Consider the following 16,132-nt stretch of genomic DNA (forward strand, 5'->3'; position numbering starts at 1 on the left):
CCCTTCTTTAAGAAGGTCTGAGGAAACGTTGTGAAAAATAAAATGAATGTGACTGCTAGCCACTGGGTACTGATCCTTGCCCTTCTGTTTGCAGCGTTTGCTTGTTATTTATTAGTTGAACCCTATATGAACTCCATTGTTATGGCGTTCATCCTTTCTCTGTTGATGTTCCCAATTCATGAGTGGATTGAGAGCAAAATGCCGAAGCACAAGAACGTCGTCGCCTTGCTCTCATGTATTGTATTGACGTTTATTATCGTTATGCCTCTACTTTTGGTGTTTAGTGCTATCGTTCAACAGGGTTCCGTGTTCTCTCAAAACATGTATCAATGGGTCACTGGCGGTGGTATTCAAGAGGTTATCGCGCACCCTTGGGTAAAGAAAGGGTTGTCTTTTATCAATGACTACCTACCTTTTGACGCAATTAACGCACAAGATATTGCTCAGAAAGCGGCTGAATTTGCGACTTCGCTAGGTTCGAATTTAGTTGCGACTAGTGCAAAAATTCTTGGTGACGCAACAAACTTCCTGATGAACTTCTTCTTGATGTTATTTGTTCTGTTTTTCCTATTGCGTGACCACGACAAAATCATCGCTGCGATTCGCCATATTCTGCCGTTCTCGCGCAGTCAAGAAGATCGCCTATTAAATGAGATTGAAAAAGTGTCTAAATCAGCGGTCATGGGATCATTCTTGACCGCGATAGCTCAAGGAGCTGCAGGTGGTTTTGGTATGTGGATGGCAGGGTTCCCTGGGCTGTTTTGGGGCACAATGATGGGCTTTGCGTCCTTTATTCCTGTTGTAGGGACCGCACTTATATGGATACCAGCTACCGCTTACTTGCTCATTACTGGCGATACCACATGGGGCTTGTTCTTAGCTGTCTGGAGCATCGCTGTCGTCGGCTCTATTGATAACGTACTACGCCCGCTGCTAATGCAGGGAAGTGCGGGTATGAATACTCTGATGATATTCTTCTCTCTCTTAGGTGGTATTCATCTATTTGGCTTAATTGGATTAATTTACGGCCCTCTTATCTTTGCCATCACTATGGTTCTGTTCAATATGTACGAAGAAGAATTTAAAGACTTCTTAGACGGACAAGATAACAGCTAGACACTTTTTTCAGGGAGGGCTTTGTGAGAGAATCCCCTCCCTTTTTACTTCCAGAGATAACTCGTCATGGCAACCTACATCGCACCTAGTCAAATCGCGGAAAGGCAACTCGAATACTTCGCACAAAAGCGTGTATTGGTCATCGGCGAAATAGAAGATCAGTTCCCTATCGAGCTTAGTAAACACTGCGACAAGGTGACAGTATTTACCAGTAATTACATCACCTACCGCATGTTAAGCTCTTCAAGTAAAATCACGACGTTGTTCGGCGCTTTATTATCGAGTGACATTGATGCCGATATGATTTTACTCTACTGGCCAAAAGCGAAAGCCGAAGCGCAAATGCTACTGGAAATGGCACTAGCAAAACTTGGCAACGACACTGAGATTGCTGTTGTAGGTGAAAATCGCTCTGGCGTAAAGAGCATCGAAAAAATGTTCAAGCCTTACGGACCAATGAACAAATATGACTCAGCTCGACGTTGCTCTTTTTACTGGGGCATGTGTCAATCAGCGCCTGAGTCATTTGAGCTTGAAAACTGGTTTAAAAGCTACCACGTAGAGCTCAATGGATTACCCATCACAGTTAAAAGCCTGCCAGGCGTCTTCAGTCACGGTGAATTTGATGGTGGTAGTCAGTTGCTCCTGAACAACCTACCTGAACTGAAAGGTAAAGTGCTCGACTTTGGTTGTGGTGCCGGTGTTATTGGCGCTTACATGGGGCTAAAATATAACGATATTGAACTCAATATGTGTGATATCAATGCCTTTGCCATTGAATCGAGCAAGCAAACTCTATTAGCAAATAATTTAGAAGGTCAGGTATTTGCGTCAGACGTCTACTCAGATGTCACGCCGGGACTCGACTTTATTATCAGTAATCCTCCGTTTCACGCTGGCTTAGATACCAGTTATTCAGCAACAGAAACCTTATTGTCTGAGGCACCTAACTATATGAATAACAACGGGCAGTTAATGATTGTTGCTAATAGCTTCCTCAAATACCCCCCTATTATTGAGCAGCAATTTGGTCACTGTCATACAGTCGATAAAAATCGTAAGTTTGCTATCTATCACGCAACAAAATAAGTCATCAAGAATCCAATTGGTTGGTGTTCTCAAGCCTTTTACCAACCAATTGAATTCATTTAAATAACTCGCTTCACTAGGCCCTTTCTTACACAGCAAAGCTGCTTGCATACGTTATTTTTGTGTTACTCAACACGGTTTATCGCCAACTTACTTGTCAAAGAAAAAAAAGTCATTAAATTGCTAAGGTTAACTCTTTCTTAATTCGTCATACCGAGAGCTAAGCGATAAATATGTTCAAGTTGTATCGAAAACAGAAATTCAAGCGACTGCAAAACACCTTGATGATGGCTTTTTTGGTGCTCAGCATTACACCCTTGACGGTCATCGCGCTATTCTTTCTCAACGCACACAGTCAGGATCTAAAAGATCAAAGTACCTCTCATCTGGTATCGATAAGAGATACTAAAAAACAACAGTTGATCAACTACTTTCAAGCTCAAGAGTCTGAAGTCATGGGATTCGTACGTTCAGAACTCGCTTATGCCAGTGGAGGACGATTCTATGGACTGGTAAATGCGTTCCAGCGCCTCGGTGACGATATAGAACAAGCAAGAGAACATGCGCAAGAACGCTATATTCAAGGTTCAGGCAATCAAGTAAAAACAGCAATCCTTCCAGACTCTAGTAGTTATGTAGGAAGTGAGCGCTACCGTCTTCTACACAAGCGCTATCATAGGGCGTTTATGGAGCACCTGAAACGCTCAGATTTTGATGACATCATACTGGTCGATCTTGCAGGCAACGTCACCTACTCCGTCTATAAAAATCGCTATTACGGCACAAATTTAGAAACGGGCGAGTTTTCAACTCAGATCCTTGGCGAAACCTTTGATCGTTTGAAATCTGAAGTCACTCACAAGCGCAAAGAAAACGAAGAGTACACCCCGGTGGTTATTTCCGATTTTGCCCTACAAGATGACCAACAGTACGCGTGGCTTGGTGCACCGATTATCCAGCAAGGTTATCTTCACAGTTATGCCATGTTCAGGCTTCCCATCAAGGGAATCACTAAACTCATCACTGACGGCAAACCAGATGATATTAAGCTGTTGCTGGTCGGTAGTGACCATGCCGCCAAGATACTTGGGCTTGAACAAGACACCATAGACAACAGCAACGAAGTTATCTCACAAGCCTTATCGGGTCTCACCATGGTGGGTAGCTACACCAATACCAAAGGCGAAGACTACTTTGCGGCATTCACTCCTATTCAACTCAATGAAACAAATTGGGCACTGGTTGCAGAAACACCAGAAGCCATCGCTTTTGCTAGCGTTAAGCAACTAGAAAAACTGTTTGTTATTGCAATGCTGACCGCGATTGTGCTGGTTGTCATTGCTTCACACTACCTTTCTAACTTTATTACGTCGCCACTGCTTAAGCTTACTTGGGCAGCCGAAAGAGCCTCTGGTGGAGACTTAGAACCTTCGATTATTAGCGCAGACCGTAAAGATGAGATTGGCCGATTAGCTCTGAGTTTCGAGCGTATGAGGCGCTCAATAAAAGAGAAAATCGAGCTCATTAAGAGTCAGAATCAAGAGCTAGAGCAGAATTTAGTCACGATTAAAAAGCAAAATGAAGAATTACAGCTAGCAAACAAGCTGAAAGATGAATTCCTTGCAACCACCTCTCACGAACTCCGCACTCCACTTCACGGCATGATTGGGATTGCAGAGGCAATGATCTCAGGTGCCAATGGGCCAATCGGCGCTAACCATAAATATCAGCTTGATATCATCGTTAACAGTGGCCAGCGCCTTGCTGGATTGGTGGATGATCTTCTCGATTATCACAAGATGCGTTACGGCAACTTAGATATTGAACGTTCTGCTATCAGCTTAACTGGTGCAACACAGCTGGTCTTGGAGCTGTCACATCACTTGCTTGGTGAAAAGAAGATTCGAATTATCAATCAAGTCCTCGAGCCATTGCCTTATGTCTCAGCCGATCCACAGCGCTTAGAACAGGTACTTTATAACCTTGTAGGTAATGCCATCAAATACACCAATGAAGGTAAGATCGTATTATCGGCCACCGCCATGGATGATCATATTCGTGTACAAGTAGTAGATACTGGCCAAGGGATTCCTGCTCAGCAGCTTGAACATATTTTCGAGCCGTTAGTTCAAGCGGGTCATGATTCAGGTCATTATCGCCAAGGTGCAGGGCTTGGCTTATCGATAAGTCGACAGCTTATTGAGTTAATGGGCGGTTCTCTATATGTCAGTAGTCAGCCTCATGTTGGCACCACGTTCAGCTTCACTCTTCCTTTAGCGACACAGGAAGAAATAGAGCATATGTCTCAATTAGGACAGAATAGTCACTTCCATATCGCCGAGCCGACTGAGATCAATCCCGAAGAAGAGGAAGTCCTTCCTGAGAATCCAGATGGACCAGTACTGCTTGTCGCGGATGATGAGCCAGTGAATTTACGTATCCTAGAGAGCTTTTTAAGACTAGAAGGCTATCAAGTGAAACTGGCCAAAGATGGCTTAGAAACACTGGATATTATTGAGCATGAAAAACCAGACTTACTGCTGCTCGATATTATGATGCCTGGAATGAGTGGCTTTGAAGTGTGTGAAACCATTCGTGAACAATATGATCATGCCGCGCTGCCTATCATAATGCTCACCGCTTTGAATCAATCAGAAGACAGAGTTCGTGGTTTTGAGCTCGGTGCCAATGACTATCTTGCAAAACCGTTCAGTAAACCGGAGCTGGCAGCACGTATCGCCGCTCACCTTCAAGCAAGCAAAGCTGAAGAGAGACGCGCTGAAAATCAACTTCTCAAGTATGAAATCAAGCAACGTGCGTTGGTTGAAGCAAGTTTGTTAGAAACACAAGGGCGTTTGATCGAGCAACTCGATAGTGCGCCAGAAGCCATTCTGTGTATACGAGAAGACTTGAAGGTACAGTTTGCTAACCAAAGTGCCGGACGTATGTTTAAACGTAGTGTTGAGCAACTCAAACGCTCCAATGTTGAAGAGCTTATTGCGCCTAAATTTATTCACTTGTCTCAAGAGCATTATTGCGGAGATATCGATATTTTTGTCGATGATGTACGCCAACATATAAATACTGACATTCTCACCTTACCTGAAGGTTCGGGGTTAAAGAGCATCTACATATTCGAACAAGGGCAGTCTCTCGATCAAACGCGCGTGAAAAACCTAGAGACCGCTATTGATGCGCTTTCTCGATATGCGATTGAAGGTGATAAGGCGAAACTGCTCGAGCTCAAAGAGCTGGGCGGAGAATTTACTCAATTGGCGGATAAAGCCGTCGATGAAGAGAAGTCTCGTCCTGAATTGATGCGCGAGTTATTGGTAGATACCATGACCAATGCGTTGGAGTATTGGGAAGGTGTTACTGGACAAACCAAGTTTGCCTTTGCTGAACAAAGTGGCTTGTGGCGTGTTTACTTAGACCGCAGCACCTTGCAAACGCGCACATTGGATAAATATTTGCGCTTAGAGACGTTACCCAAAACACCTCGTTGGCGTACAGTACTAAGCTCAGTAGAATACATACTCGACCATTGTCACCGCCAAGGCCCAGAGCGCGACCATATTATTGCTCTACGCGACAAGCTACAAAAGTTGCTGACCAATTAGCCTAGATCAAATCACTAACTCAGCGCATAAAAAAACGGCCACTCAAAGTGGCCGTTTTGCTATTCAGCATAGAGCTCTTATCGAGCCCTATAATTCACCATTAAGCAGGCTCTTGAAAGATGACTGTGTCTGCTTTCTCTGTGTACTGCCCCATACGGTGGAAGTTTAGATAGCGGTAAGTATCTGCAGCCGTTGGGTCAATCTGCTTCATGTACTCTAGGTATTCTTCTTTCGTTGGAATCTTACCTAGGATTGCACCGACTGAAGAAAGCTCAGCTGACGCAAGGTATACATTAGCACCAGTACCAAGACGGTTCGGGAAGTTACGAGTCGACGTAGACATAACTGTCGCTTCGTCAGCCACACGCGCTTGGTTACCCATACACAAAGAACATCCCGGTGTTTCGATACGAACCCCAGCGCGACCAAAGATACCGTAGTAGCCTTCTTCTGTTAGCTGGTCACGGTCCATTTTCGTTGGCGGAGCAATCCATAGACGAGTATCTAGTTGACCATTGTACTTATCAAGTAACTTACCAGCAGCGCGGAAGTGACCAATGTTAGTCATACAAGAACCAATGAAGACTTCGTTGATTTCTGTTCCTTGCACCTCAGAAAGTAGGCGAGCATCATCTGGGTCATTTGGTGCACAAAGAATTGGCTGCGTCACGTCTGCAAGGTCAATCTCGATAACATGTGCGTATTCTGCATCGCTATCCGCTTGCATCAGTTCTGGATTAGCAAGCCACTCTTGCATTGCAACAATACGACGTTCGATAGTACGACGGTCACCATAGCCTTCTGAAATCATCCACTTAAGCATAGTGATGTTTGAGTTCAAGTACTCTTCGATGGACTCTTGAGACAGTTTAACGGTACAACCTGCAGCACTACGCTCAGCCGAAGCATCAGAAAGTTCGAATGCTTGTTCAACAGTTAGATGTTCAACGCCCTCAATCTCTAGGATACGACCAGAGAACTCGTTGATCTTACCGGCTTTCTCAACCGTCAATAGACCTTGCTGAATCGCATAGTAAGGAATCGCATGAACAAGGTCACGAAGTGTGATGCCTGGTTGCATTTCACCTTTAAAGCGAACAAGGATAGATTCTGGCATATCAAGAGGCATAACACCGGTTGCCGCAGCAAACGCGACCAGGCCAGAACCTGCTGGGAAAGAAATACCTAGAGGGAAACGAGTATGTGAGTCACCACCTGTACCAACGGTATCAGGTAGAAGCATACGGTTTAACCAAGAGTGGATAACACCATCACCTGGACGCAGTGAAACACCGGCACGGTTCATGATGAAATCAGGCAATGTATGATGAGTATTCACATCGACTGGTTTTGGATACGCTGAGGTGTGACAGAATGACTGCATTACTAGGTCTGCAGAGAAGCCTAAACATGCTAAGTCTTTTAGCTCATCACGTGTCATTGGGCCTGTCGTATCTTGAGAACCAACCGTCGTCATCTTAGGCTCACAGTAAGTCCCCGGACGAACACCTTCAACGCCACACGCTTTACCAACCATCTTCTGAGCCAATGTATAGCCAGCATCTGACTCTTCAACGGCTACTGGGCGGCGGAAAACTTCTGACGGCTCAAGACCTAAAGATTGGCGAGCACGATCTGTTAGACCACGACCAATGATAAGTGGAATACGACCACCTGCACGAACTTCATCAATCAGTACGTCTGTTTTTAGTGCAAACTCTGCTAGGGTTTCACCTGAGTCGTGGTTACATACTTTGCCTTGGTATGGATACACGTCAATCACGTCACCCATGTTCAGCTTAGTTACATCCACTTCGATTGGCAGTGCCCCTGCATCTTCCATTGTGTTGAAGAAGATTGGCGCAATCTTGCCACCCAATACATAACCACCAGCACGCTTATTTGGTACGTTTGGAATGTCATCACCCATAAACCACAACACAGAGTTGGTTGCTGATTTACGAGAAGAACCTGTACCGACCACGTCACCAACATAAACAAGTTGATGACCTTTGCCTTTAAGTGCTTCAATTTGTTTGATTGGGCCGATTGAACCTGGTTGATCCGGCTCAATGCCATCGCGTACGTTTTTCAACATCGCTAGGGCGTGTACTGGAATATCTGGACGAGACCAAGCATCAGGTGCAGGCGACAGATCATCAGTGTTGGTTTCACCCGTCACCTTGAATACTGTCAACGTAATTTTCTCTTGTAGCTCTGGTTTAGACAGGAACCATTCCGCTTCAGCCCAAGAGGTTAGAACTTGTTTTGCGTAGGCATTACCCGCTTTTGCTTTCTCTTCTACATCATAGAAAGCGTCAAACATTAGTAGCGTATGAGACAGTGCTTTAACGGCAATTGGCGCTAGCGCTGCATCGTCCAGCAAGGCAATCAGTGATTCAATGTTATAACCACCTTGCATAGTGCCTAGGAGTTCAGCTGCTTTTTCACGGCTCACTAGTGGCGATTCTACTTCGCCCTTAGTTACAGCCGTCAGAAAACCTGCTTTAACATAAGCAGCTTCATCAACACCAGGTGGAATACGGTTCTCGAGGAGGTCTAGAATAAACTCTTCTTCACCCTGAGGTGGGTTCTTTAATAGCTCAACAAGTCCAGCAACTTGTTCGGCGTCTAGGGGTCTTGGGACAACTCCTTCGGCAGCACGCTCTTCGACGTGTTTACGGTAGGCTTCAAGCACGACTTTTTCCTCTCATTGCGGTCCCTCCTTAATAATTAGAATTAGGAGTGGACATCCTTGGAAACTTGGCTCTCCCTCGCCTTATCTCGTCATCAAGTAACTGAATCAGCAGTGCCAGAGAGGCCAAACTGTGGGGCGAAGGATAGCAAATTTAACGTTAGATTAAAATCTTATCATTTTGACCAACATTGCAAGTTTGAGTAAAAACAAGCATTTTGCGACTAAAGTTGCAGCAGGTCGCTGCAATACTACCCTTCATTTAGAGTATTTATATTCAACATAATCTGGAGTGATAATGTCGTTTAGTAAGCGGCTCCAATAATCAAATAGAACGAGCGTAACCCTGTTTCTACTTGACCATAAGACAGCATAATAGGCCCGACAGGGGAGTCTATACCAGCAAATACTGACCCCGCTAAATACAATGGTGCATTAGACAAAGTGCGGTCGCCATTCCAGACACCGCCATACTCAGCACTTGCTCCTAAGTAAACCGGTGATTGGAACATACCAAAGTCGTTGTCGAACCAGCGATAGCGATACACCAGGCTGCCATAGAGCTTGTTCTGGCCAATCAAACTATTACGAGGAATCCCCGACATATTCAAAAAGCCACCCAGCTCTCTTGGACTTACAGGTAACGAGTCGTTTTCCGTCTCGATCATTTCATAATCGAATGAGCCTACAAAAGTGTTGCGATTGAAGGTTTTTGCATATTTAGTAGCAAGGCTAATTTCATAGGCATTATCAGAAAATTCTGAGGGTTCAGTTTGGATGTTTTGGTCGCCACTGTCTCTCGATAGCAAATACTCCATGCTCACCAACCAGCCTTTGGTTGGCAAGCTGTAATCATCTAACGTATCCAGTTTATAGCTGGCAAAAAAGCCTCGACGATCAAAATCAAACGTTCCAGATGATGGGAGCGGTGATACGAATGATTCTCCAGTGGTATAACGCGCACCAATTTTTACTTCTTGCCACAATGTGGGTTGATACCCAACAGCAAGTTCACCTTCCCATTCTCTGTAGGTCACCGGAACAAAGTCATCACTACCTTCAAGAGCTGGGTCAACACAGCCATCTTCGCTGCTGTTTAACTGACAAAGTACGTTACGCTTATCACTGTTGTAACGCAGACCTGCCAATAAGAAAAAGTCCTGATTGAACATGAACGGTGAGTAAAGCTCACCTTCCACACGTTTATCGGTACCAAAGTCAGCATTCACTCTCAGTTCAGCACCGCGATCGTTTAAATCGGTAAAGTTGGTAGTAACACCTATCGAATAGAAGCTGTTCGCATTGAAGTCTTCTTCAAGATAGAAACGAAAGTCCATATAATTTGGACCCCAAGATTTCTCTTTAACATTAACGACGAGCTCGGTATCTCCCTTACTGTCATCATAATGGTATGTGATCAATTCGAAACGATCGAGAGCATAGAGCTCCTCGATATGCTTTTCTATCTCATCAGTTTCTAGGATCTCGCCCGCTTCCAACCCTAAGCGGCTTTTGATTAGCTCATCACTGTAGTGGCTTTGGTTATTGATCACTATCTTATCGATTACGTTCTCATCACCGTACACTAGCTTTTTACGTGCTAGCTGTTTAGCATCGATATAATGTTGGAACTTAGCACTGTTTACGGTGAGCGCCTTAAGCTGTTTCTCATTACGATAAGCCGCTTGATAACCCAAATCATACGCTTTCGGCATCGCTGAAAAATCGGTGGTGGCGATCTGTCCCACGTTTGGATGCATAAGGATGTCATTGTCATCTAAAGCTTGCATCTGTTCTTCTGTACTGCGACGTACCAAATAATTGGATAGCTGTTCGCCAACGGTCAAGAAGCTACTGAAATCTTCTCGGGTTTTGTAGTCGCTACTGATATCAACCGCGATGATAATATCCGCACCCATCTGCTTAGCCAGCTCGACAGGCATGTTATTAGTCACCCCACCATCAACCAGTAAATAGCCGTCTAGCTCGTAAGGTGGCAGTGCGCCCGGTACCGACATACTCGCCATCATCGCGTCCACGAGATAACCTTTATCCAGTACAACAGGCTCAAGTTTTAATATGTCCGTCGCCACCGAACGATAAGGAATGGCCAAATCATCAAACGATTTGAACTCAGGAAGGTTGCCCGTAGTTTTGCGCAGAATGCGTAACATATTCTGGCCTTGTACCACCCCTTTTGGGGCTTCTATCGATCCAAAATGTAAACCGATATCGGTGCGGATTTGGTAGCGATCTTCCGACTCCTTATCGCGAACCCTGCGTTGACTGCGGCTGACGCGGTCGCGATATCCATTATTCCAATCCACGGTATAGATGAAGCTTTCTATCTCGTCAGCACTCATTCCGGTCGCATAAAGGCCACCCACATAGGCCCCCATGCTCGTGCCCGTGATGATATCAACAGGAATCTGCATTTCTTCTAGTGCTTTTAGAACACCGATGTGTGCAGCCCCTTTCGCGCCGCCACCTGCCAGAACCAATCCTATTTTAGGACGGTCAAGTTCCTTTGCGTTGTTATCGGTATTTTCGGTTGCTAACACCCGTCCACTGCAGGACAGGAGAGCGACGGCTACTAGCCACTGAATCAGGCGTTTCACATTCATCCCTAAAAGCACTTTTTACTATGGTTAATCCAATATATCAGGTAATTAGCAAATTCTCTTCATAATTAAACGTAGTTGAAATCACCAGTCAAATAGGTTTTTTATCCACTGTTTGGGTTGGTTGTCACAGGAAGCTTTCAGTTTTCCACCTTCATCCCAGACGGGTAATTCAAATTGGCTACCGCAATCAAGCTCCAGTGCACCACTACGCTGCTTAGAGAAACCAATCATGCTGATGTTTTTAGGCCAAGGCAATGTTAACTTCTCTGGAATTCGAGCTTTCAAATAGTCTGAATACACTCGCAACGCACCGCTTGAGCCTGTGAGTTTAGTCGACTTGTTATCGTCACGCCCAACCCAAATTGTCGTCACCTCTCGTCCATCAACACCAACAAACCAACTATCACGAGTATCATTACTGGTACCCGTTTTTCCTGCCAGTGCTGCCCATGCAAACTGACTATTCAGGTAACGTCCCGTTCCTTCAGCTACCCCTTTTTTCATCGCAAAGGTGGTAAGCCATGCTGCTTGTTGAGGGACCTTCTGCTGCGCTTTAGGTAGAGATCGATAGAGCACCTCTCCGTCCACAGTAACGACTGAGCGTAAAGCCGATAGCTCGGCTTGTCGTCCAGAGTTGGCGATGGTTTGGAACATCTGAGCGACTTGATACGGCGTCAACGATAGCGAACCAAGGAACATGGATGGAACAGGCCTGATCTCATTCGCATCTACACCTAAGCGCACTAATGTCTCGGAAACCGGTTTAATGCCGAGAGACATACCTAAACGCACAGTCGGGACATTAAGAGATTTTGCAAGCGCTTGATAGAGCGGCACATCACCACGGAACTTACGGTCGTAGTTTCGTGGCTGCCAAACATTACCTTGACTGCCTTTCAAAGTTATCGGAGTGTCTTGAAGTGTCGATGCCAAATCATAGCTCTGCGGCTGTTCCAACGCAGTAAGATAGACAGCAGGCTTGACTAACGAACCAATTGGCCTACTCGCATTCAACGCTCGGTTGAAACCACTGTAACCAGTACGCTTACCGCCCACCATAGCGCGGATCTCGCCAGTATTTCTGTCCACCGCGACGGCAGCCGCTTCAAGACCTTTACCGGATGTTTTCTCTAACTGAGGTACCCGCTTAGCAATGGCCTTTTCTAACTTGTCCTGTGAAACAGGATCCAGAGAGGTGTAGATTCGAATGCCTTTGCCACCACGTAGCTTATCGCCTAGCTTGCTATTCAGCTCACGGTTAAGCTGCTGAAAATACGCTGGTTGGCGGCTCGCAATTTGTGGATTGTTCTGCAAGTCGAGATCACGAGAGGCTGCCATTTCAAACTCACGTCCGGTCAGCATGTTCTGATCCATCATTAAACGCAGCACTAAGTCTCTGCGCTGCTTAGCTCGCTCTGGATGACGAATAGGGTTGTAGTACGATGGTCCTTTTACCATGCCCACCAATAACGCAAGCTGGTCAATTCTCAACTCTTGTAATGGCTGACCAAAATACAAACGAGACGCTAGCCCAAAACCATGAATAGCCTCACCGCGGCTTTGGCCAAGGTAAACTTCATTTAAATATGCTTCTAAGATTTGGTCTTTGCTATAGCGATAGTCAAGGATGAGTGCGATAAACACTTCTCTTACTTTACGCCATAAGGTTCTATCACTGGTGAGGAACAGGTTTTTAGCCAACTGTTGTGTTAACGTACTGCCCCCTTGTACCGTGCGGCCTGCACGAATGTTAGCAAAAAACGCACGAGCTATGGCAGTAGGAGAGATGCCATCATGTTGGTAAAAATCACGATCTTCCGTTGCTAATAACGCGTCGATCATGATTTCTGGAAATTGATCACGCCTTAAAAACAAGCGTTGTTCATCGGCTTTTTTCTCGAGCATCCCAAGCATCTTAGGTTCAATTCTTAGAAAGCCAAGATCGCCTTTCTTTTCCAACGACTGAATTCTAGACAATGACCCATCGTTAAAATACAACATCACATGACGATCGGGTTCTGGACCGTCGGCAAATTCGAAGGGACGACGAATCAGTTCTATCTTGGTGGAAGACGAGGAGTACTCTCCTGGATGGCGCGGTTGAGATACCTTACGATAGTTTAATACGTCCAGTTCATTACGTAACTGAGCTATCGTAATATTGTCGCCGACAGACAGATTGAGCACACGAGCGTAAACCACTGTTGGCAACTCGAATAAATTACCTTCAAAGCGCTCTTTAACCACTTGATCGAGATAGTAAAACACCGCGCCAAGGGCGACCACGCCAACCAGAGCTAGTTTCCAACCGATTGAGAGCAGACGTTTCCCCCACCCTTGTTTCGCTTTTTTCCGGCTCGGTTTACGCTTAGGTTTGGTGCTTTTGGCTTTCGATTTAGGAGCCGATTTTGTGGTGGTCTTTCTTGGTGCTGGCTTTTTACCACTAGGTGCCAACTTTTTCGTTACTGTCATGAATTCAATTGTCTTTTAGTTTTACTCGTTGCCTGATGATTCATTGGGTCATCAGGCCAAGGATGTTTCGGGTAACGCCCCTTCATCTCTTTCTGTACTTCTTTGTAGGCACCTTGCCAAAATGCCGCCAAGTCTCTGGTTATCTGCAACGGACGTTGAGCTGGAGATAACAGTTCTAACACAATCGCTTGTTTCCCTAGCGCAATAGTAGGTGACGACTTTTCGCCAAACATTTCTTGCAGCTTCACCGACAACGTCGGAGCTTCACCAACTTGGTAATGTATTTTCTTTCTTCCGCCAGAGGCAACTACCAAATGCGTCGGGAGCCACTCATTGAGTCGTTGTTGTTTATCCCAACCTAAGCGGGCTTGTAATGCGGCCATTACATCCAACTTCTTAAGTTGTTTGGCATTCTTGATGCCAGTCATGAAGGGTAATAACCACGTCTCAAGCTCGTCGAACAATGCTTGCTCAGACATATCCGGCCAACCTTCATCTGGGAGCCAGTCCGAAGCACATATGACGCGCGTACAAAGTGCTTGCGCGTCAGAGTTCCAGTCTAACGCAACTAAACCTTTACGCTTAACATAGCCAAGCAGCGCAGCTTCAACATCCGCTTTTTCTGGAACGGGAATCTCTTTGTGATGCAAAACAATCGCGCCAATTTTTCGTTGTTCACTGGCAACTAAGCGACCTTTCTGATCATCCCAATCCACCACAGAGAGTTCATCAATTAATTGCGGTGCTGTTGTCGAAAGCAGCTCAATATCCAGCGGCAACGCCTTAAAAATCTGACTACTTCCCTGACCGGTTTTCATTAAATCAACAACGGCCAAGTAAGGTGACTTCGCTAATGGTTGCTGATTATCGACACTCGCTCCATGCCCATTCGCTAACAAATAGTGTCCCGATGCAGCACTGCGACTTGCCGCTATTCTATCTGGGAATGCGAGCACTGCGACAAATCCGAGTAAAGATTCATTCGTCACCTCTAATACAAAACGATGCGATAAACGTTGCGCCAAGACAGAAGCTCTTTGGGAAAGAGAACCACGGCGAGAGTGAGTGCCTTGCTGCCAGCGCGTTAATGAATGGGTAAGATCCAGCTCATTGCGTTCGGGCTCTTCAATTAGGCAGCATACGGCTATTGCCACATTGAGCATCTCAGACCCTAACTGCTTAGCCTGTAGCAACATGCTAGCAAGGCGAGGCTCGACACCTAACTCATGAGCTTGATGTCCAAGTGCGGTTTGTTTGCCCTTCTCATCAATAAGTTGCAGCTTGATAAGAAGCGACTGGGCTTGCTGTAGATGCGTGGACTTTGGAGGGTCTATCCAAGCTAAATCCAATGCATCAGAGCAGCCCCATTTGGTCAGTTCTAATTGCAATGCGGACAAGTCACTACGTAAAATTTCTGGCGTACTTTGCTCAGGTTGTGAGTTGAACTGAGTTTCACTATATAAACGTACACAAAGCCCTGGCTCAATTCGACCTGCACGTCCTGCCCTTTGAATCGCGGAGGACTGTGCAATGCGGGTTTGCTCAAGTCTCGAAACACCCGTTTTTAAATCAAACCAAGATTGGTTTTCTAATCCAGAATCCACGACGAGGCGAATACCTTCAATGGTCAGGGAAGTTTCAGCAATATTGGTTGCAAGAACGACTTTTCGTGTTCCGGATTTAGCTGGCTGGATAGCCTTTTGCTGCGCTTTAAAATCCAATTGCCCATATAAAGGACAAACATCTGCTTCGATACCAGCTTGTAGCAAAAGCTCTTCAACTCTTTTGATGGCGCCAACGCCTGGTAAGAAAGCCAGCAAAGAGCCTGATTCACGTAACATCAGGTTCTCTATTTGTTTTGCCATAAATATTGGCAGATTATCATTGCGGCTTATTGGCACATAATGGGTTTCCACTGGGAAAGAGCGTCCACTGGATTCTATAAAGGTCGCCGTCGGTAAAACACGTTGAAGGTCATTGGCCTCCAACGTTGCAGACATCACTATCAGCTTCAAGTCATCTCGCAGCGCCTCTTGGCTTTCAAGAGTAAAAGCTAGAGCAGTATCTGCATGGAGGCTACGCTCATGAAACTCGTCAAAAATAATCGCTCCAACGCCCGTCAACTCAGGGTCGTCTTGCAGCATACGAGTTAGGATACCTTCTGTCACAACTTCTAACTTTGTACCCTTGCTCACCTTGCTCTCGCCACGTACTCGGTAGCCTACAGTTTGACCAACCGTTTCATTACGCTGCGATGCTACGTACATGGCAATATTTCTCGCCGCAATACGTCGCGGTTCGAGCATAATAATTTTGCCATCTATCAGTCCACTTTCAACAAGCTTTTCAGGAAAGTACGTTGACTTACCGGCACCAGTCGCCGCCTTAAGTATGATCTGATTCGATGAGGAAATCGCTTCAAATATTGAAGGCAACACTTGTTCTATAGGGAGCTGTGACAACGCTTTGACCTTATGTTGTAATGTGGCCACTCATTCTAATAAAAAATGGCCTCG

Annotated in this window: 7 protein-coding genes; 3 read left to right on the forward strand and 4 right to left on the reverse strand. The window is 45.5% G+C overall.

Translation table 11 applies throughout. From position 1 onward, the window contains the following. Positions 1 to 42: 42 nt before the first annotated feature. The 3 genes from HW45_RS00945 (at position 43) to HW45_RS00955 (ending at position 5,825) form a co-directional block, all read left to right on the forward strand. Complete coding sequence (locus tag HW45_RS00945) at positions 43 to 1,116, forward strand: AI-2E family transporter (RefSeq protein ID WP_006072681.1); 1,074 nt, start codon at positions 43 to 45, stop codon at positions 1,114 to 1,116. Positions 1,117 to 1,182: 66 nt separating this feature from the next. Beyond that, positions 1,183 to 2,205: a 16S rRNA (guanine(1207)-N(2))-methyltransferase RsmC gene (rsmC, locus tag HW45_RS00950; protein ID WP_038224008.1), complete on the forward strand. Its 1,023-nt coding sequence runs from the start codon at positions 1,183 to 1,185 to the stop codon at positions 2,203 to 2,205. Positions 2,206 to 2,438: 233 nt separating this feature from the next. Next, entirely contained in the window at positions 2,439 to 5,825 is a 3,387-nt protein-coding gene (locus HW45_RS00955) for a response regulator (protein ID WP_038224010.1), read from the forward strand. Positions 5,826 to 5,925: 100 nt separating this feature from the next. Here the strand turns inward: HW45_RS00955 and acnB are convergent, their stop codons facing one another. The 4 genes from acnB to hrpB form a co-directional block, all read right to left on the reverse strand. Then, positions 5,926 to 8,523: a bifunctional aconitate hydratase 2/2-methylisocitrate dehydratase gene (gene acnB / locus HW45_RS00960; protein ID WP_038224012.1), complete on the reverse strand. Its 2,598-nt coding sequence runs from the start codon at positions 8,521 to 8,523 to the stop codon at positions 5,926 to 5,928. A 302-nt stretch (positions 8,524 to 8,825) separates the two neighbouring features. Beyond that, entirely contained in the window at positions 8,826 to 11,144 is a 2,319-nt protein-coding gene (locus HW45_RS00965; RefSeq protein WP_038224013.1) for a patatin-like phospholipase family protein, read from the reverse strand. 81 nt (positions 11,145 to 11,225) lie between these two features. Beyond that, complete coding sequence (mrcB, locus tag HW45_RS00970) at positions 11,226 to 13,616, reverse strand: penicillin-binding protein 1B (protein WP_038224016.1); 2,391 nt, start codon at positions 13,614 to 13,616, stop codon at positions 11,226 to 11,228. Next, a complete protein-coding gene (gene hrpB / locus HW45_RS00975; protein WP_038224071.1) occupies positions 13,613 to 16,078 on the reverse strand; it encodes an ATP-dependent helicase HrpB in 2,466 nt (821 codons plus the stop codon). Before hrpB ends, mrcB begins: the two co-directional genes overlap by 4 nt. Positions 16,079 to 16,132: the final 54 nt, after the last annotated feature.

Origin of the sequence: Vibrio sp. ER1A (genome assembly GCF_000733315.1) — a bacterium.
Lineage (GTDB): Bacteria > Pseudomonadota > Gammaproteobacteria > Enterobacterales > Vibrionaceae > Vibrio > Vibrio mediterranei.